The following is a 19,356-nucleotide window of genomic DNA, read 5'->3' as shown; positions in this document are numbered from 1 at the left end:
TCATGCGGATCATCCACTGCCTCGTCATCGGTGTGCTGGTATTCGCGGCGGCCTATGTCTACCGGATCAAGATGGAATCGACCTCGCGCGTCGAGCGCGTGCTGCGGCTCAATGCCGAGATCCGCGAGCAGCGCGACGCGATCGCGGCGCTACGGGCCGAATGGGCCAAGCTCGATGCGCCGCTCAGGCTGCAGGGGCTCACCGAACGGCATCTCAAACTGCAACCGCTCGTCGCCACGCAGTACGACCAGTTGAAGAATTTGCCGGAGCGGCCGCCGGCGTTTGCGCGGCCCGGCGCGCCCGATCCGATCGGCGCCATGATCAATACCATCGAGGCCGCCGCCGAGGCGCCAGCCACGACCGGGTCGGTGCCCCAGCCGGGAGACCAGCAATGACCGGCCAGGCGCTTGCCAACACCAGAAGGCGTGCGGAACCGTGGCGGCAGCGTCTGATCCGCAGCCTGCTCTACGGGCGCAACGTCGACCGCATCGCCAAGGCGCGGGCGCGCGTGGGACTAGCGATCCTGCTGTTTGCGGCGATCTATGCGGTGCTTGCCGGACGTCTTGTCATGTTCGCGGTCGGCGCCGACAGCCATGGTGCGCGCCGCACCGCCTCGCAGGACGCGATCGCGACCGCGCGGCCCGATATCGTCGACCGCAACGGCGAGGTGCTGGCGACCGACGTCAAGGCGCCGAGCCTGTTCGGCGAACCGCGCCGCATCATCGACAAGGACGAGGCTATCGAACTTCTGACCGCCGCGCTGCCCGACCTCGACACGGCGGAGGCGCGCACGCGCCTGTCGTCGCGCAAGGGTTTTGTCTGGCTGAAGCGCGAGATCACGCCGAAGCAGCAGCATGACATCCACAAGCTCGGCATTCCCGGCATCGGCTTCCTGCGCGAGAACAAGCGCGTCTATCCGACCGGCGCTGCCGTCGCGCATCTCATCGGCCTCGTCAATATCGACAACCAGGGCATCGCCGGGATGGAGAAATGGCTGGACAATAATGGTCTGGCCGATCTGCACCGTGCGGGCTTTGCCACCGACCGGCTGCAGAAGCCGGTGGAACTGTCGATCGACCTCCGCGTCGAGCACGCGCTGCGCGACGAATTGTTGAAGGCGAAGGAAAAATACAAGGCCAAGGCGGCTTCCGGCCTCGTCTCCAACGTCCGCACCGGCGAGATCGTGGCGCTGGTGTCGCTGCCCGATTTCGATCCGAACAATCCGAAGGAGGCGCACGACCCCGACCGTATCAACCGCCTGACCACAGGCGTGTTCGAGATGGGCTCGACCTTCAAGGCGCTGACGCTGGCGATGGCGCTGGATTCCGGCAAGGCCAATCTCAACACGCTCTATGACGGGCGCGGCGCATTGCGCTTCGGCAAGTTCACGATTCACGATACCCATCCGGTCGGCCGCAACATCACGCTGGCGGAAGTGTTCACCTTCTCCTCCAACGTCGGCGCGGCCAAGATCGCGCTGTCGCAAGGTGTCGAGGCGCACAAGGCGTTCCTGAAGAAGCTCGGCCAGATGGACCGGCTGCGCACCGAACTGCCGGAAAGCGCTTCCCCAATCGTGCCGAAGCGCTGGACCGAGCTCAACACCATCACGGCGTCCTTCGGCCACGGCATCGCGGTGGCGCCGCTGCAGGCGGTGATGGGCATCAACGCCTGCATCAATGGCGGCTACCTGATCCCCCCGACCTTCCTCAAGCGCTCGGAAGAGGAGGCGAGGGCGATCGCCAAGAAGGTGCTGCGAACCGAAACGTCGGAGAAGATGCGTTATCTGATGCGGTTGAACGCCGAGGTCGGAACCGCCAAGAAGGCCGACGTGAAGGGCTATTATATCGGCGGCAAGACCGGCACTTCGGAAAAGGTGGTCAACGGCCGCTATTCCAAGAAGCAGGTGCTCAACTCCTTTACGGCGATCATCCCGGCCGACAATCCGCAATATCAGCTCCTGGTCATGCTGGATGAGCCAAAGGCGCTGCCGGAAACCCATGGCTTCATCACCTCGGGTTGGAACGCGGTGCCGACCGGCGGCAAGGTGATCGCCCGCATCGGGCCGCTGCTCGGCATCGAACCCCGCTTCGACCTGCCGCCGTCCGAGCGCCTTATTCTTGCGGCATCGAGGACAACCCAGTAAGGCGTAGGATCACGCGCGCGCCGAGCTGCGCGCCGGGCCGGACTGGAGCAAGATGAAACTTCGCGAACTCTTCAGCGACGATGTGGCGATCGAGCCGCAGGCGGAGGCTGTGGATGTGAAAGGCCTCAGTTTCGACAGCCGGGCGGTGAAGTCGGGCGATCTATTCTTCGCGCTCTCCGGCTCCAAGACGGACGGTTCCCGCTTCATCGATGCCGCGATCGATGCGGGTGCGGTTGCGGTAGCTGGCGACCGGGCGTCGCCCGGCCATCGCGTGCCCTTCGTCGTCACGCCAAACCCGCGCCGCGCGCTGGCGCTGGCGGCGGCGCGCTTCTATCCGCGCCAGCCCACGACTATCGCGGCCGTGACCGGCACCAGCGGCAAGACATCGGTGGCCGCGTTTACGCGCCAGATCTGGGAACGGCTCGGCCACACCTCCGCCAGCATCGGCACCATCGGTCTCGTTTCGCAAAAACGCACGGTCTATGGCTCGCTGACGACCCCGGATCCGATCGCGCTGCATAAGCAGCTCGACGAAATCACCGGCGACGGCGTCACGCATCTCGCGTTCGAAGCATCCTCGCACGGGCTCGACCAGTTCCGCCTGGACGGCGTACGCATTGTGGCCGGCGGTTTCACCAATCTCTCGCGCGACCACATGGATTACCATCCGGATGAGGCGCATTACCTTGCGGCCAAGCTGCGGCTATTTCGCGATCTGGTCCCGCCCGGCGGCGCAGCGGTGATCTCGGCCGATCACGCGTGCTCGCCGCAGGTGATCGACGCTGCGCGCGCGAGAGGCTTGCGCATCATCGACGTCGGCCGCAATGCGGATGGCGACGCCGAAGGCATTCGTCTGGTCGGTGCCAGCGTCGAAGGATTTGCGCAGAACCTTGCGCTGGAGACGCGCGGACGCAACTACACGGTCAAGCTGCCGCTGGTCGGCGAGTTCCAGATCGAGAATTCCCTCGTTGCCGCAGGGCTTGCGATCGGCACCGGCAGCGAGGCTGACGCCGTCTTCGCCGCGCTCGAACATCTCGAAGGCGCCAAAGGGCGGCTGGAGCGGGTCGGCGAATATAATGGCGCGCCGATCTTCGTCGATTATGCCCACAAGCCCGACGCTCTGGCCAAGGCGCTGCAGGCGCTGCGGCCCTACGCCAAGCGCAAGCTCGTCGTCATCTTCGGCGCCGGCGGCGACCGCGATGCAGGCAAGCGCCCGATCATGGGCGCGATCGCGGCCGAGAATGCCGATCAGGTCATTGTCACCGACGACAATCCGCGCAGCGAAGATCCGGCCGCGATCCGCGTCGCCATTCTGGCCGCGGCAAAGGGCGCAACCGACATCGGCGATCGCACTGAAGCGATCCGGCAGGGGATCGCGGCGCTGCAGCCTGGCGATGCGCTGCTGATCGCCGGCAAGGGGCACGAGACCGGGCAGATCGTCGGCGACAAGGTGTTGCCGTTCAGCGATCACGAGGCGGTGGCGGCCACGCTGGCAGCGAGGGTGAAATGAGCGCGACCGCATTGTGGACGATTGCCGAAGTCGCGCGTGCGCTGAGGCTCTCGAGCGACTTTCCCGACACGCCGATCGATTTCGTCACGCAGGACAGCCGCCTGGTGAAGCCGGGCAGCCTGTTCGTGGCGTTGAGCGGCACGCCGAGCGGCGGGTTCATTTCGAGTTTCGCCAGCGCGCGCGATGGCTGGGAGTTCGCTGACAAGGCGGAGGCCGCCGGCGCGGTGGCGATGATCGTTCCGCATCCAATTGCCGGCGTGAGCGTTCCACAACTGGTGGTCAAGGACACGCTGATCGATGGCCTGTGGGGCCTTGCGCGCGCCGCGCGCGCCCGGTTCTCCGGTCCGGTGATCGGGCTGACCGGCAGCGCCGGCAAGACCAGCACCAAGGAATTCCTCGCTGCTTACCCGAATGCCGATGCGAGCCCGAGCAGCTTCAACAATTTCTGGGGCGTGCCGCTGACGCTGTGCAATGCCAGCCCGAGTGCGAGCGTATGGGTCGTCGAGATGGGCATGAACCAGACCGGCGAGATCGCGAGGCTCAGCGAACTGACAAAGCCGACGGTCGCGCTGGTCGTGAATGTGCAGCCGGTGCATCTGGAAAAGCTCGGCAGCCTGGAAGCGATCCGGCGCGAGAAGGTGAGCATCGCGCAAGGCCTGCCTGACGATGGCGTGCTGGTATTGCCCGACGATGTCGCGGCGCCGGAATGGAGCGGCAAGGTCGTCCGCTTCGGTGAGGGAGCCGAGGTGCGGGAACTGAGCCATGCGGCCGAGGGCGAGAGCTGGAACGTTGCCGCGCAGGTGAACAGCAGCCAGATCCAATTCAGCCTGACGCCGGGCGCGCCGCATCGCCTGCAGAACGCGCTGGCCGCACTGGCGTCGATTCACGCCGCGGGTCTCGATCCTGCGGCGCTGGCCAAGGAACTGAGCCATGTAGGCATCATGACCGGCCGTGGCGTGGAGCATGCGGCTGGCGGCATCACCGTGATCGACGACAGCTTCAACGGCAACCCTGCCAGCATGGTGGCAGCGCTCGGCAGCCTTAGGGCGCGGCCGGTGAAGTCAGGCCGGCGCATTGCCATTCTCGGCGACATGCTGGAATTGGGCGCTGACGCGCCCTCCTATCACGTGAAGCTCGCGAAAGACCTGCCTGATATCGACGGCGTCTACTGCGTCGGCCCGCTGATGCGTCATCTCTACGATCTCGTGCCGCCGGAGCAGGCGCTCGGCTGGCATGAAGACCCCGTTACACTCGATCCCCGGAAAATCGCCGCAATGCTGCGGGACGGGGACGTGGTGGTGGTCAAGGGCAGCAAAAAGATGTTCTGGGTGAACAAGTTTGTGCCCCGCCTGCTGGCCGCCCTGCAGGCAAAGGCGTAGAATGGCCGTATCAGGCGGCCCGCCGTTCTCGCGAGACGTGATTCGTCAATACCCCAGGCATGACCAAGATTTGCTTGGTTTGAGGATGAAAACGATTATCAAGGCGTTGCCAAAGCGCTTCCCGCCAAAGACGGCGCAACCAAGCCGCGTGATAGGGCCTTTTGAATGTTTTACTGGCTAATCGAGCTTTCCAACACCGTTCCCGGTTTTGGCATCTTCCGCGGCGTGCTCAACGTGTTTCGCTACATCACGTTCCGCACCGGCGGCGCCATGGTGACGGGCGCGCTGTTCGTGTTCCTGTTCGGCCCCTGGATCATCGATCACCTGCGCTTGCGGCAGGGGAAGGGCCAGCCGATCCGCACCGACGGCCCGCAATCGCATTTGATCTCCAAGAAGGGCACGCCGACGATGGGTGGGCTGATGATCCTGTCGGGCGTCGTGGTCGCGACACTGCTCTGGGCCAATCCGGTCAACCCTTACGTCTGGATCGTGCTGGCGGTGACGCTCGGCTTCGGCTTCGTCGGATTCTATGACGATTATCTGAAGGTGACGAAGCAGAGCCACAGCGGCTTCGCCGGCAAGCTGCGGCTCTTGATCGAAGCGGTCATTGCGCTCGCGGCCTGCTACGCCCTGGTGCGGCTCGGCCGCGATGCGACTTCGACGTCGCTGGCGATTCCTTTCTTCAAGGACGTGGTGATCAATTTCGGCTGGTTCTTCGTGATCTTCGGCGCGTTCGTCATCGTCGGCGCCGGCAATGCGGTGAACCTGACCGATGGTCTCGACGGCCTTGCCATCGTGCCGGTCATGATTGCCGCCGCGAGTTTTGGCATGATCTCATACCTGACCGGCAACGCGGTGTTTTCCGACTATCTGCAGATCCGATATGTCGCCGGCACCGGTGAGCTCGCGGTGCTCTGTGGCGCGGTGCTCGGGGCAGGGCTAGGTTTCCTCTGGTTCAATGCGCCGCCGGCCTCGATCTTCATGGGCGATACCGGCTCGCTCGCGCTGGGCGGCATGCTTGGTGCGACGGCGGTGGCAGTGAAGCACGAGATCGTGCTCGCGGTGATCGGCGGCCTGTTCGTGCTGGAGGCCGTCTCCGTGATCGTGCAGGTGACCTCGTTCAAGCTGACGGGCAAGCGCGTGTTCCGGATGGCGCCGCTGCATCATCATTTCGAGCAGAAGGGTTGGACGGAGCCGCAGATCGTGATCCGGTTCTGGATCATCTCGGTGATGCTGGCGCTGGCCGGCCTCTCCACGCTGAAGCTGCGGTGATCATCATGCAATTCTACGGCTGTCATTCCGGGGCGTGCGAAGCACGAACCCGGAATCTCGAGATTCTCAGGTGCGCGTTGCGCACCAGAGTTCGATGCTGACGCATCGCCCCGGAATGACCGTGGAGGCAGTATGATCCCCGTCACTTCCTTCGCCGGCAAGACGGTCGCTGTCTTCGGCCTTGGCGGTTCGGGCCTTGCAAGCTGCCAGGCGCTGAAGGCCGGCGGTGCCGAGGTGATCGCGGGCGATGACAACGCCGACAATCTCACCAAGGCGGCACAAGCCGGCTTCACCACGGCCGATCTGCGCACGGTCTCGTGGTCGAATTTTTCCGCGCTGATCCTCACCCCCGGCGCGCCGCTGACGCATCCGGCGCCGCACTGGTCGGTGCTGATGGCGCGGCAGGCCGGAGTTGAGGTGATCGGCGACATCGAATTGTTCTGCCGCGAGCGCCGTCGTCACGCGCCGGACGCGCCGTTCGTCGCCATCACCGGCACCAATGGCAAGTCGACCACCACGGCCCTGATCGCGCATCTGATGAAGGTTGCCGGTTACGACACCCAGATGGGCGGCAATATCGGCACTGCGATTCTCTCGCTGGAGCCGCCGCGGATGGGACGTGTGCATGTCGTGGAAATGTCGTCCTACCAGATCGACCTTGCGCCGTCGCTGGATCCGTCGGTCGGCATTCTCCTCAACGTCAGCGAAGACCATATCGATCGCCACGGCACGCTGGAAAACTATGCCGCCGTGAAGGCTCGCTTGGTCGCCGGCGTGCAGCCGCAGGGCACCTCGATCGTCGGCGTCGACGACATCTGGTCCCGCAACATCGCCGACCGGCTCGATCGGGCGGGAAAACGCGTGGTGCGGATATCAGTGAGGAATCCGCTGCCGGATGGGATCTATGTCGAGCGCGAAATCATCGTTCAGGCCGCGGGCGGCGCGCGCAACGAAGTCGCAAGACTTGGCGGCATCGGCTCGCTGCGCGGTCTACATAATGCACAGAACGCAGCCTGTGCAGCGGCCTGCGCGCTCGCGATGGGTATATCCGCCGAAACCTTGCAAAACGGCCTACGCAGTTTTCCAGGGCTCGCGCACCGCATGGAGCAGGTCGGCCGCCGCGGCAACGTGCTGTTCGTCAATGATTCCAAGGGCACCAATGCGGATGCCGCCGCGCATGCGCTGTCGTCCTTTGCCGACATCTTCTGGATCGCCGGCGGCAAGCCGAAGCAGGGCGGCATCACCAGCCTCAGCGAATATTTCCCGCGTATCCGCAAAGCCTATCTGATCGGCGAGGCCGCGCAGGAATTCGCCGGCACGCTCGGCGAGCGCGTGCCGCATGAAATTTCCGAGACGCTCGATGTTGCCGTAGCGAACGCCGCGCGCGATGCTGAAGCCTCCGGGATCGTCGATCCCGTGGTGCTACTGTCGCCGGCCTGCGCCTCGTTCGACCAGTACCGCAATTTCGAAATCCGCGGCGCTGCGTTCCGCGATCTCGTGACGGCGATGCCCGGCGTGAAGCCGGTGGTGTGAGGGCATCTATTTGTGATCCGTCGGGGAAGCCGCACGTATGTGCGCCGCTGCTGGCCCAGCCAGTGCCTTCGTGCTAAGTTTGCGGCATGGAAATTTCACCCAGTCGCAGCCTTCCCCAGGACTTCTTGTCTGAGTTGGAGCGGAAGTTCTTCTGGTGGGAGCCCGTCGGTTCGCAGCCCCGCTCGGACGTTAGAATTCTTGCCCAGGCGATGAGCATGGCCGGGTTCGACGAAGTGCGGAGGTTCGAGCAATTGCTCGGCCACGACCTTCTTGCTGATGTCATGCTGCGTGCCGAGCCCGGATGGATTGACGAACGGTCATGGGAGTTCTGGCGCGGCCGCCTGATGCGGGCCACCGGCCGCCGGATACCCGACGCTGTTCCTGTGAGGTCGTTCGATGCCGGATCAGCTTGATCCACGGATAGAAATCCTTCCACCCGCCCAGAAGGAGATCTGGCCCCAACTGGCGCCGGCACCCGGCTTGGGGTTCGTGCTGTACGGTGGCACCGCTGTTGCCAAGAACACCCTTGTTATGGGTGTGCCGATGCCATCCGGGCCCGTCAAGATATCGTTCTTCGGTGGACTCACGCTGGACAGGATCAACGATCCGCTTTGCACGAGGGATCAGGTGCTGCTGGTTGCTTCTCTGGAAGACCTGCTCGCCACCAAGAAGGCGATTCTGGATCGCGCCGAAGCCAAGGACTATCGCGATATTGCTGCAATGCTCACGGCGGGCGTTTCGCTGGAAGGCATTGGGGGCCTTTGCAAAGAACTACCAGAGGGACCCCACGCTTCCTCTAAAGGCCGATCAGGATTTGCTCCGCGCGGCGCGGGACCAGGTTTCCGACGTGCCTGAGGTGCGTCTCTCAAGGGGATTGCTTCCGCTTGGATGAGCGGAGCACCTCAAATTTTGAAATCCGCGGCGCGCAGCGCGCTACCCATCCTACACCCGTTCATTTCGAGGGCGTCGCAAATGGCAACTCATGCTCCCTCACGCATTCAATTTCGTTTTGCATTTAGCTTGCTCTCGGTGGCCTTGACACTCAATACCGTCGTAGATGCAGCAGCGTCCGACAGCGGAGTATCTCTCAGCGAGTCGACGATTACGTGGAGCACCGTCAAATACGCGACCACTGCGGAGAACGGGTTCGTCAGCGGATCGCTCGACAAGAAGACCATCGTCGATCGCGCGTTCAAGACTTACGTGCTGGAGAATCGCTATCTGAAGGTGACGCTCGTCCCCGAATTTGGCGGGCGCATTCTTTCCATCATCTACAAGCCGACTGGCCACGAACAACTGTACCGCACGGAAGTAGGCGTGCCTTACGGGATTGACGCCGGCAATTTCTACTATGACTGGCTAATGGTGTATGGCGGCATCTTCCCGACGTTCCCGGATCCCGAGCATGGCAGGGCTTGGCTGAAGCCATGGAACTTTAACGTCGTGGAGGAGAGTGCCGGCGAAGTGACGGTGTCGATGTCGATCAAGGATGACTTCGCCTATTCCGCGGCGCCAGGGCGGTTCCTCAAGGGTTCGACGGGTATCGAGGCGACTTACTATGTCACGCTGAAAGCCGGTCGCGCCGCGCTCGATGCGCGCGTGGTGCTGCGAAACCCGCACGACAGCGCCATCGACTACGAGTACTGGACGTGCACGACGCTCGCGCCTGGGTCGGACCCGAAAAATCCAAAGACGACCGGCGGCGCCGAAATCATCGCGCCGATTGAGGCTTACACTACGCCTGCCTGGTCGACAAACCTGTCCGAAGGCGATGAGAGCTTAGGTGCGGGCAGGAGCCGTTTCGAGAACCTGCGTTACTTCAGGAACTGGCCGACGATGGGCATAGCGTACGCGGCGCCTGATATGCAGGGCGGCAATTTCTGGGGCGTTATCAACCACGACAACGAAGAGGGGATCATCCGTATCGCGGACAATCGGGTCACGCCAGGCCTGAAGATGTGGACGTGGGGATTTCCATCGTTCACGAACGAAACCGACGCGCGCAAGGATCTGAACGAAGCGCGGCCTTACGTCGAATTGTGGGCGGGCGTGTCCGACCAGTTCTTCCACCGCGCCAAGCTTCCGGCGCGGGGCGAGCTGTCCATACCGGAGACCTACAGCCCGACCGTCGGCATGAGCCACGTGACGCATGCGAACGAGAATATCCTGATCAATTTCTCGGCCGCGGCGTCCGGCGTGAATCTTCAGTTCTTCAGCATCGAACCGGCCACGCCTCTGCGCGTAACGTTGAAGCGCGGCGATGCGATATTGTTCGATGATGACGTGAAGGCCGATCCGAAGAACGGAAATCGCGTTTCCGCGGCGAGTCCTGCCGGCAGCAGCGGCGAACAAGTGCGGCTGACGATCACGAGCGCAGACGGGCGAGAGCTGATCGCGGCCGAGACAAGAATGAAGTGAAGCTTGCAGACTGCTATCGTGTCCCGGACGCGTTGCGGGATGGAATGCGGCTACGCAGAGCCGGGCCCCATAGCTCCATGGGCCCCGGCGTGGCAGCGCACCGCTCCGCGCTGCGCCGCATCCGGGGCACGAGGGCGTCGCTTCGTTCAAATCATCTGCAATTCATTAACCCCCCATAAACCATCCTGCTCCACCAATGGGCGTTACCTCTGCCATTTGGGGACGCCCATGCTCGCCCGTGACCAACGCACGCCGTTTTCGGACTGGTGGTGGACCGTGGACAAGCTGCTGCTCGGCGCGATCATGGCGCTGATGCTGGGTGGCGTCATCCTGTCGCTGGCGGCGAGCCCGCCGGTCGCGACCCGGATCGGGCTCGATCCGTTCCACTTCTTCAGTCGGCACATGCTGTTCCTGCTGCCGTCTCTCCTGGTGCTGATCGGGGTGTCGTTCCTGTCGCCAAAGCAGATCCGCCGTCTGGCGCTATTGGTCTTCGTGGTCAGCATCATCTTGATCGTGGCGACGCTGGTGTTCGGCGCGGAGGTGAAGGGCTCGCGGCGCTGGATCACGCTGCTCGGCGTCAACATTCAGGCTTCGGAATCCGCCAAGCCCGCTTTCGTCGTGATGGCGGCGTGGCTGTTTGCGGAATCGACCAAGCGGCCGGAAATGCCGGCGACCTCGATGGCGATGGCGCTGCTCTTGATGCTGGTGGCGCTTCTGATCATGGAGCCGGATTTCGGCCAGACCATGCTGGTCCTGATGGTGTGGGGCGCGCTGTTCTTCATCGCCGGGATGCGGATGATCTGGGTGGCCGGCCTTGCCGGTGTTGCGATGGCCGGATTGTTCAGCGCCTATCTGCTCGTTCCGCACGTCGCGGGCCGCATCAGGCGCTTCATGAACCCGGCCTCCGGCGACACCTTCCAGGTCGACATGGCGATGGAAGCGTTCTGGAACGGCGGCTGGTTCGGGCTCGGGCCAGGTGAGGGCATCGCCAAGCGCAGCCTGCCGGACAGCCACACGGATTTCGTGTTCGCAGTAGCCGCGGAAGAATTCGGCATCATCCTTTGCCTGGCGCTGGTCGGGTTGTTCGCCTTCGTCGTGCTCCGCACGCTGACGCGCGCCTATGCCAGCGAGGACATGTTCGCACGCTTTGCGGCGTCGGGGCTTGCCATTCTGTTCGGCGTGCAGGCCGCGATCAACATGGCGGTCAATCTGCAACTGATCCCCGCCAAGGGCATGACGCTGCCGTTCATCTCCTATGGCGGTTCGTCGATCATCTCGCTGGCCTATGGCGTCGGCATGATGCTGGCGCTGACGCGGCAGCGTCCGCGCACCGAGGTCGAATCGATGAACGAGGCCGGCGTCGCGCGCGGCTACGCTTGACGTAGCCGAAAAGACGCGCTTTTCGTCATTGCGAGGAGCGACAGCGACGAAGCAATCCATCTTTCCGTTCTGCCGCGCTTATGGATTGCTTCGCTTCGCTCGCAATGACGGCTGATTGCCTGTAAAAGGCGCTCCCATGGACAACACTCCTCTCATTCTACTCGCCGCCGGCGGCACCGGCGGTCATCTGTTTCCCGCCGAAGCGCTCGGCGTCGAGTTGATCAAGCGCGGCCTGCGCGTGCGGCTTGCGACCGATGCCCGTGCGTTGCGCTACAGCGGCCTCTTCACCAGAGACAATATCGAGGTGGTGCCGAGCGAGACGGTGCGTGGGCGCGATCCGTTGTCGCTGGCGCGCACCGGCTTCATGCTCGCCTACGGCATGCTGGTTGCCGTCAACCTGGTGCGGCGGCTGAAGCCGGCGGCGGTGGTCGGCTTCGGCGGCTATCCGACGCTGCCGCCGCTGATGGCGGCGAGGCTGCTCGGCGTGCCAGGCGTCATTCACGATGCCAATGCCGTGCTCGGCCGCGCCAACCGTTTTCTCTCCCGTCGCGTCAATGCGATCGCGACCTCGCTGCCGGGCGTGCTTGATCGCGATCCGGATCTTGCCGGAAAGACCACCACCGTCGGCACGCCGATGCGGCCCGCGATCCTTGCCGCCGCCGCGGTGCAGTTTGCCTCACCCGAGCCAAACGGGCCGCTGCGCTTGCTCGTGGTCGGCGGCAGCCAGGGCGCGCGGGTGATGAGCGACATCGTGCCACCAGCCGTCGAACGGCTCGAGCCAGTGCTGTGGAGCCGCCTCATCCTGACGCAGCAGGTGCGTGAGGAGGACATGGCACGGGTGCGTGCGATTTATGATCGGCTCAAGATCAGGGCCGAGCTCGCGCCGTTCTTTGCCGACCTGCCGGCGCGGCTGGCGGCAAGCCATCTCGTGGTCTCGCGCTCCGGCGCCGGTACGGTGGCGGAACTCGCCGCGATCGGCCGGCCCTCGATCCTGGTGCCGCTGCCGGGCGCGATCGACCAGGACCAGTTCGCCAATGCCGGCGTGCTCGCTAAGGTGAACGGAGCGTTGCGGATTCCGCAAGGAGAGTTCACGCCCGACCGTCTGGCGGCGGAAATTTCCGGTTTTGCCGCCGAACCGGCGCGGCTGACCGCCATGGCGGCCGCCGCCCGCCAGGTCGGCCGGCTCGACGCCGCCGAGCGGCTGGCCGATCTGGTGGTGAAAACGGCCGGAATCTAGGCGGTTGGGCGCAAAATTGCCCTTGTCATGCCCCGCGAAAGCGGGGCATCCAGTACGCCGCGGCGCCTGATTTGAGCCTCGGCTTCGCGGAATACTGGATCGCCCCGACCCTGCGCGCAACTGCGCACCAGGCGGGCGATGACGGCCAAGGACAAATTCATGAGACTGCCGCGCGAGATCGGACCCATTCACTTCGTCGGGATCGGCGGCATCGGCATGAGCGGCATCGCCGAAGTGCTGGTCAATCTCGGTTACACCGTGCAGGGCTCGGACGCCTCCGAAAGCGGCAACGTCACACGGCTGCGGGAGAAGGGCGTCGAGGTCTCGGTCGGCCACAAGGCGGAGAATGTCGACGGCGCCGACGTTGTCGTGGTCTCGACCGCGATCAAGCGCGACAATCCGGAACTGATGGCAGCCCGCGCGCAGCGCATTCCGGTGGTGCGCCGCGCCGAGATGCTCGCCGAACTGATGCGGCTGAAAAGCTGCGTCGCGATCGCCGGCACCCATGGCAAGACCACAACCACCTCGATGGTCGCAGCCCTTCTCGATGGCGGCAATCTCGATCCGACCGTGATCAATGGCGGCATCATCAATGCCTACGGCACCAATGCGCGGCTCGGGGCGGGCGACTGGATGGTGGTGGAAGCCGACGAGAGCGACGGCACATTTTTGAAGCTGCCGACCGATGTCGCCATCGTCACCAATGTCGACCCCGAGCATCTCGATCATTTTAAGACCTTCGAGGCGATCCAGGACGCGTTCCGCAATTTCGTGGAGAACGTGCCGTTCTACGGTTTTGCCGTGATGTGCATCGATCATCCGGTGGTGCAGAGCATCGTTGGCCGGATCGAGGATCGCCGCATCATCACCTATGGCGAGAACCCGCAGGCCGACGCACGACTGATGGACCTGACGCCGATCCCCGGCGGCTCGAAGTTCAAGGTCGCGATCCGCAATCGCAAGACCGACGCCACGCACGAGATATCAGACCTCGCGTTGCCGATGCCCGGGCGGCATAACGCCTCCAACGCGACGGCAGCGATCGCGGTCGCACACGAGCTCGGCATTTCCGATGCAGCGATCCGCAAGGCGATCGCCGGCTTTGGCGGCGTCAAGCGGCGCTTCACCCGCACCGGCGAGTGGAACGGTGTTACTATCATCGATGACTACGGCCATCACCCCGTCGAGATCGCGGCAGTGTTGAAGGCCGCGCGGGACTCCTACAGCGGCAAGATCATCGCCGTGGTGCAGCCGCATCGCTTCACCCGCCTGCAATCGCTGTTCGAGGAATTCTGCACCTGCTTCAACGATGCCGATGCGGTCATCGTCGCCGAGGTTTATCCGGCCGGCGAGGCGCCGATCGAAGGCATCGACCGCGACCATTTCGTCACCGGCCTGCGTGCGCATGGCCATCGCGAGGTGATCCCGCTTCCGAGCTCGGCGGAGCTTGCCAAGGTCGTCCACGGCATCGCCAGCTCCGGTGATCTCGTCGTCTGCTTAGGTGCTGGCAACATCACGCAATGGGCCTACGCGCTGCCCGGCGAATTGAAGGCGCTGGGGTGATGATGATGACTGTAGCCTTGGAAGTGAAAGGGAAGCGTAACGACAAACGCCGGCGTTTGCGGCCACCCCTCTCCCTAACCCTCTCCCGCAAGGGGAGAGGGAACCCTCGCGTCGGTGCGTCCATCACCCGCTCGATAAGTACGCCTACGCGCAACTTTTCTGAAGGAGCTGTCAGACGATGTGAGGTGAGCACGTTGGTCAGGCTCCCTCCCCCCTTGCGGGGGAGGGTTGGGGAGAGGGGTAAGCCCCGGGCGCTGGTGCAAGTTGAAACGCGACGCGCTCTCAAATCACGTCGCGAGGCGATATGACCTTCCCCGATATCACCTCCGATCTGAAAGCCGCGATGCCGGAGCTCCGCGGGCGGCTGCTGGCGAACCAGTCGCTGGCGGAGTTGACATGGTTTCGCGTCGGCGGGCCGGCGCAGGTGCTGTTCACGCCGGCGGATGAGGATGATCTCGCCTATTTCCTAAAGCATCTTCCGAAGGAGCTGCCGGTCTATGTGGTCGGCGTCGGCTCCAACCTGATCGTGCGCGACGGCGGCATGCCCGGCGTGGTGATACGCCTCTCGCCGCGGGCATTTGGTGAAACCTCCGCTTCCGGAGATGTCGTCAGCGCCGGCGCCGCCGCGCTCGACAAGCGGGTGGCGGAGACGGCGGCTGCTGCCGGCATCGGCGGCATGGAATTCTTCTTCGGCATTCCCGGCACGATCGGCGGCGCGCTGCGGATGAATGCCGGCGCCAATGGGCGCGAGACCAAGGATGTGCTGGTCGAAGCAACGGGTGTCGGCCGCGACGGTACGAAGCATATCTTCAACAATTCCGACATGAAGTTCGTCTATCGCAACAGCGGCGTCGACGCCTCCATCATTTTCACCTCCGCGCGGTTTCGCGGTGCGGCGACTGATGCCGAAACTATTCGCGGTAAGATGAACGAGGTGCAGAACCACCGTGAAACCGCTCAGCCGATTCGCGAAAAGACCGGCGGCTCGACCTTCAAGAATCCGCCCGGCAACAGCGCCTGGAGACTGATCGACGCCGCCGGCTGCCGCGGGCTTCGCGTGGGCGGCGCGCAGGTCTCGGAAATGCACTGCAATTTCCTCATCAACACCGGTAGCGCCACCGGGCATGATATTGAAACCTTGGGCGAAACCGTGCGCGAGCGCGTTAAAGCGAATTCTGGCATAGAGCTGCATTGGGAAATCAAGCGGATCGGAATTCCGGCGTAATTGTCATTCCGGGTTCGATGCCCAGGATGGCGGATAGGTAGAGGCTGATGCGAACGACCATTCTCTTCGGCGGCACCAACAAGGAGCGGCTGGTTTCGGTAGCCACCGCGCAGGCGCTGCATCGGGCCCTGCCGGAAGCCGATCTCTGGTTCTGGTCAGTAGCCGACACTGTCCATGACGTCAGCTCGAAGGCGCTGCTCGAACACAAGCGTCCATTCGAGGATGAATTCAAGCCGGATAACCGCGGCATTGCGCTGGAGGCGGCTCTCGACAAGGCGAAGGCCGAGGATCGTGTGCTGGTGCTCGGTCTGCACGGCGGCCGCGCCGAGAATGGCGAGTTGCAGGCAATGTGCGAACTGCGCGGCATTCCCTTCACAGGGTCCGGCTCGGCATCGTCAAATCTCGCCTTCGACAAGGTGGCGGCCAAGCGCTTTGCCGCGATTGCAGGTGTCGCGGCGCCGGACGGCATTGACCTGGAAAACATTGACGCGGCGTTTGCCGAATACGGCCGGCTGATTGCAAAGCCGGCGCGCGACGGATCGAGCTACGGTCTGATCTTCGTCAACGCGAAACAGGATCTGGTCGCGGTGCGCAACGCTGCGAAGACCGAGGAATACGTCATCGAGCCGTTCATCGCTGGCGTGGAAGCAACTTGCGGCGTGCTGGAGCAATCGGATGGCACACTGATGTCGCTTCCGCCGATCGAGATCGTTCCGGGAGAGGGCACCTTCGACTACACGGCCAAGTATCTGCTCAAATCGACTCAGGAGATCTGCCCCGGGCGCTTCTCTCCGGAAATCACCGCGCAACTGAAGGATCAGGCGCTGCGCGCGCACAAAGCGCTGTCCTGCACCGGCTATTCGCGGACCGACTTCATCGTCTCGGCGAAGGGGCCGGTCTACCTCGAAACCAATACATTGCCGGGCCTGACGGCGGCCTCGCTTTATCCCAAGGCGCTGAAGGCGCAGGGGATCGAATTCCCGGACTTTCTGCGCGACCAGATTGCCCTGGCCGAGCGGCGGACGAGGGAACGCAGTTAACCGGCCGCCCAGATCGTTAACCGGGAACCGCGGGCCGGCCCCTAAAATTGTTTCAAAATCCTAACAGTTCGCCGGCAAACCACTCAAAATACGTATCAAATCTCACCGCCGGGGCGGCGGTTTTACACTTTGTTTACCAGTAAGTCCGAAGGTTAACGCCGGCGGCGCATGTGGCGCTTGGCTGCCGGGGTGTGCGCTGTTCCGACTTCAGGTCAGCACTTAGGTCCGGCACCGCCGAGACGTCATCTGAGCCAAACTCGCAAAAAAGTTTGCGGGAACAACACTTGAACAGGCTCGTGCAATGGATGGTGCAGGACGCCTCGAGCGGTCGATGAGACCGCAGAGGCCCCAGGCTGACCTGAAAGCCGCCGCTATTGGAGCGGTGGTGCTGCTGCGCGAGCGGCTGGGCCGTCGTGCCCCCGTCCCGAAGAAACCCGTGATCGATCGCGAGCCGTCGAATCGGCTGGTCCGACTGGTCGAACGCTATCTTCCGAATCGCCTCGGCGTCGCCCTGACCGTGCTGATCCTGCTCGGCAGCGCCGGGCTTGGCATCGTCAAGGGCGGTCATGTCGACGAGTTCATGGTTGGGCTCAGCGACGCCCGCAACGCGCTGGCCAATTCGGCCGGCTTCCGCATCACCGAAGTCGCCATCAACGGCCGCAAGCAGCTGAGCCAGGACGAAATACTCGCGATCGGCGGCATCAACGGCCGCTCGTCGCTGCTGTTTCTCGATGCCACCACCCTGCGCGAGAAGCTCAAGGCGAGCCCGTGGATCGCGGATGCGACGATCCTGAAGCTTTATCCGGGCCGGCTGCAGATCGACATCGTCGAGCGCACGGCGTTCGCGCTGTGGCAGCAGGACGGCCGCCTGGCCGTGATCGCCGAGGACGGTGCGGTGCTGGAGCCCTTTGTTTCGCGCCGCTTCGTGACGCTGCCACTAGTGGTGGGGAAGGGCGCCGACGTGAAGGCGCGTGATTTCCTCGCACTGCTCGATCGCTATCCGCAGGTCCGCTCGGTGACGAAGGCGGCGATCTTCGTCGGCGAGCGGCGCTGGAACTTGCGGCTGAAGGACGGTCTCGATATCCGCCTGCCGGAGAACGACGTCGGCAATGCGTTGGCGATGCTGAGCAAGCTCGACAAGGAGGACCGGCTGTTCTCGCGCGACATCGTCGCCGTCGACATGCGCCTGCCTGACAGGCTCACGGTGCAATTGTCGGAAGAGGCCGCCAAGGCCCGGGAAGAACTGTTCAAGGACAAGAAACCGAAGAAGAAGCCGGGTGATTCCGCATGACCGGCCTCGATCGCAACCAGACCCCAAAGACGCGGCCGGTCGATCACAAGCGCACGGCGATGGTGGCCTCACTCGACATCGGCACCAGTAAGATCGCCTGCATGATCGCGCGGCTGAAGCCGTCGCCGCCGAGCGAGGCGCTGCGCGGCCGCACTCACGCGGTGGAGTTGATCGGCTATAGCCAGATCCAGTCGCGCGGCATGAAGGCTGGCGCCGTGGTTGATCTCGCCGAATGCGAGCAGGCGGTGCGCCAGGCCGTGGCGCTGGCCGAGCGCATGGCCAAGGTCCGCGTCGAGTCAGTATTGCTGTCGGTCTCCGGCGGCCGGCTGCAGGGCCAGCTCGTCGAGGCTGCCGCCGACATCAGGGGCGGCTCCGTCACCGCTGACGACGTCACGCGCGTAACCTCCACCGGCATGCGCCACGCCACCGGTGAGGGGCGAACGGTGTTGCACGCATTGCCGGTCGGCTACGCACTCGATGGCGTAAAGGGCATTCGCGACCCGCGCGGCATGCTTGCTCGCCAGTTCGGCGTCGACATGCAGGTGGTGACGGCGGATGCAACCGTAGCCCGCAATTTGATGCTGGTGGTCGAACGTTGCCATCTCAACGTCGAGGCCATGGCGGCGAGTCCTTATGTCGCAGGCCTGTCGGTGCTGACTGACGACGAGGCGGATCTTGGCGCCGCCGTGGTCGAAATGGGGGCCGGGTCGACCACGATTGCGACCTATTCGGGCGGCCGTTTCGTGCATGCCAGCGGATTTGCGCTCGGTGGCCAGCACGTGACGATGGACCTTGCTCGCGGCCTCGGCGCGTGCATTGCTGATGCTGAGCGAATCAAGACGTTATATGGCACCGTGCTGACCGGCGGGTCTGACGCGCGCGAACTGATGTCTGTACCGGCTGCGGGCGAGGAACATGATGCCCCGCAGATCGTCTCGCGCGCCACGATTGCCAACATTGTCCGGCATCGTGCCGAGGAGATTTTTGAGATGGTCCGGGACCGGCTCGCGGATTCCCCCTTTGCGGCAGAGCCGCGGGCTCGGGTTGTTTTGAGCGGCGGGGCCTCCCAGCTGACCGGCACGGTGGAGCTCGCTACCCGCATTCTCAACCGGCCGGTCCGCATCGGCCGTCCGCTCGGCTTTGGCCGGCTGCCCAACGAGGCCAAGAGCGCCTCGTTCGCGGTGCCGACCGGCCTCTTGGTCTATCCGCAATACGCTCACCTTGAACACGTCGAACCGCGGCATACGCGGCAGCTCAAAACAGGGACTGACGGGTATTTTGGAAGGGTCGGACGATGGCTTCGCGAGGGCTTCTGATGACCGATCTCATCACCAAACGACATTCACCAAATCCCGCGGCCACCGG

16 protein-coding genes are annotated in these 19,356 nt (G+C 63.9%); all 16 read left to right on the top strand.

Translation table 11 applies throughout. The annotated features are described in order from the left end of the window. Window positions 1-2 precede the first annotated feature (2 nt). The gene (ftsL, locus tag J6524_RS06185) at window positions 3-395 is read left to right on the top strand and encodes a cell division protein FtsL (RefSeq protein ID WP_225669494.1); all 393 of its coding nucleotides are present in this window, start codon (window positions 3-5) and stop codon (window positions 393-395) included. Then, window positions 392-2,143, top strand: a complete 1,752-nt coding sequence (locus tag J6524_RS06180; protein WP_225669493.1) for a peptidoglycan D,D-transpeptidase FtsI family protein — start codon at window positions 392-394, stop codon at window positions 2,141-2,143. The genes ftsL and J6524_RS06180 overlap by 4 nt, the downstream gene beginning before the upstream one ends. Window positions 2,144-2,195: 52 nt before the next feature. Continuing rightward, the gene (locus tag J6524_RS06175) at window positions 2,196-3,653 is read left to right on the top strand and encodes a UDP-N-acetylmuramoyl-L-alanyl-D-glutamate--2,6-diaminopimelate ligase (RefSeq protein WP_225669492.1); all 1,458 of its coding nucleotides are present in this window, start codon (window positions 2,196-2,198) and stop codon (window positions 3,651-3,653) included. Next, window positions 3,650-5,032 carry a UDP-N-acetylmuramoyl-tripeptide--D-alanyl-D-alanine ligase gene (locus J6524_RS06170; RefSeq protein WP_225669491.1) on the top strand — a complete coding sequence of 461 codons (1,383 nt, stop codon included), beginning with the start codon at window positions 3,650-3,652 and terminating at the stop codon, window positions 5,030-5,032. The genes J6524_RS06175 and J6524_RS06170 overlap by 4 nt, the downstream gene beginning before the upstream one ends. Window positions 5,033-5,197: 165 nt before the next feature. Then, complete coding sequence (gene mraY, locus J6524_RS06165) at window positions 5,198-6,304, top strand: phospho-N-acetylmuramoyl-pentapeptide-transferase (RefSeq protein ID WP_225669490.1); 1,107 nt, start codon at window positions 5,198-5,200, stop codon at window positions 6,302-6,304. 132 nt (window positions 6,305-6,436) lie between these two features. Continuing rightward, window positions 6,437-7,837, top strand: a complete 1,401-nt coding sequence (gene murD / locus J6524_RS06160; protein WP_225669489.1) for a UDP-N-acetylmuramoyl-L-alanine--D-glutamate ligase — start codon at window positions 6,437-6,439, stop codon at window positions 7,835-7,837. 215 nt (window positions 7,838-8,052) lie between these two features. Further along, window positions 8,053-8,250: a hypothetical protein gene (locus J6524_RS06155; protein WP_225669488.1), complete on the top strand. Its 198-nt coding sequence runs from the start codon at window positions 8,053-8,055 to the stop codon at window positions 8,248-8,250. Continuing rightward, window positions 8,234-8,692: a nucleotidyl transferase AbiEii/AbiGii toxin family protein gene (locus J6524_RS06150; RefSeq protein WP_225669487.1), complete on the top strand. Its 459-nt coding sequence runs from the start codon at window positions 8,234-8,236 to the stop codon at window positions 8,690-8,692. Before J6524_RS06155 ends, J6524_RS06150 begins: the two co-directional genes overlap by 17 nt. Window positions 8,693-8,872: 180 nt before the next feature. Continuing rightward, complete coding sequence (locus J6524_RS06145) at window positions 8,873-10,255, top strand: DUF5107 domain-containing protein (protein WP_225669486.1); 1,383 nt, start codon at window positions 8,873-8,875, stop codon at window positions 10,253-10,255. Window positions 10,256-10,483: 228 nt separating this feature from the next. Next, entirely contained in the window at window positions 10,484-11,635 is a 1,152-nt protein-coding gene (ftsW, locus tag J6524_RS06140) for a putative lipid II flippase FtsW (protein ID WP_225669485.1), read from the top strand. A gap of 136 nt (window positions 11,636-11,771) precedes the next feature. Next, window positions 11,772-12,872 carry an undecaprenyldiphospho-muramoylpentapeptide beta-N-acetylglucosaminyltransferase gene (gene murG, locus J6524_RS06135; RefSeq protein WP_225669484.1) on the top strand — a complete coding sequence of 367 codons (1,101 nt, stop codon included), beginning with the start codon at window positions 11,772-11,774 and terminating at the stop codon, window positions 12,870-12,872. Window positions 12,873-13,031: 159 nt separating this feature from the next. Continuing rightward, on the top strand, window positions 13,032-14,435 hold the full coding sequence (gene murC / locus J6524_RS06130; protein WP_225669483.1) for a UDP-N-acetylmuramate--L-alanine ligase: 1,404 nt from the start codon (window positions 13,032-13,034) through the stop codon (window positions 14,433-14,435). A 304-nt stretch (window positions 14,436-14,739) separates the two neighbouring features. Next, the gene (murB, locus tag J6524_RS06125; protein WP_225669482.1) at window positions 14,740-15,660 is read left to right on the top strand and encodes a UDP-N-acetylmuramate dehydrogenase; all 921 of its coding nucleotides are present in this window, start codon (window positions 14,740-14,742) and stop codon (window positions 15,658-15,660) included. 47 nt (window positions 15,661-15,707) lie between these two features. Beyond that, a complete protein-coding gene (locus J6524_RS06120; protein WP_225669481.1) occupies window positions 15,708-16,700 on the top strand; it encodes a D-alanine--D-alanine ligase family protein in 993 nt (330 codons plus the stop codon). A gap of 301 nt (window positions 16,701-17,001) precedes the next feature. Next, window positions 17,002-17,991 (top strand): cell division protein FtsQ/DivIB, encoded by a 990-nt coding sequence (locus tag J6524_RS06110; protein WP_225669480.1) that lies wholly within the window; start codon window positions 17,002-17,004, stop codon window positions 17,989-17,991. Further along, complete coding sequence (gene ftsA / locus J6524_RS06105; protein WP_225669479.1) at window positions 17,988-19,307, top strand: cell division protein FtsA; 1,320 nt, start codon at window positions 17,988-17,990, stop codon at window positions 19,305-19,307. The genes J6524_RS06110 and ftsA overlap by 4 nt, the downstream gene beginning before the upstream one ends. Window positions 19,308-19,356 lie beyond the last annotated feature (49 nt).

It is taken from the genome of Bradyrhizobium hereditatis (genome assembly GCF_020329435.1).
GTDB classification, from domain to species: Bacteria; Pseudomonadota; Alphaproteobacteria; order Rhizobiales; family Xanthobacteraceae; genus Bradyrhizobium; species Bradyrhizobium hereditatis.
This window is presented reverse-complemented; position numbering and strand designations above follow the sequence as displayed.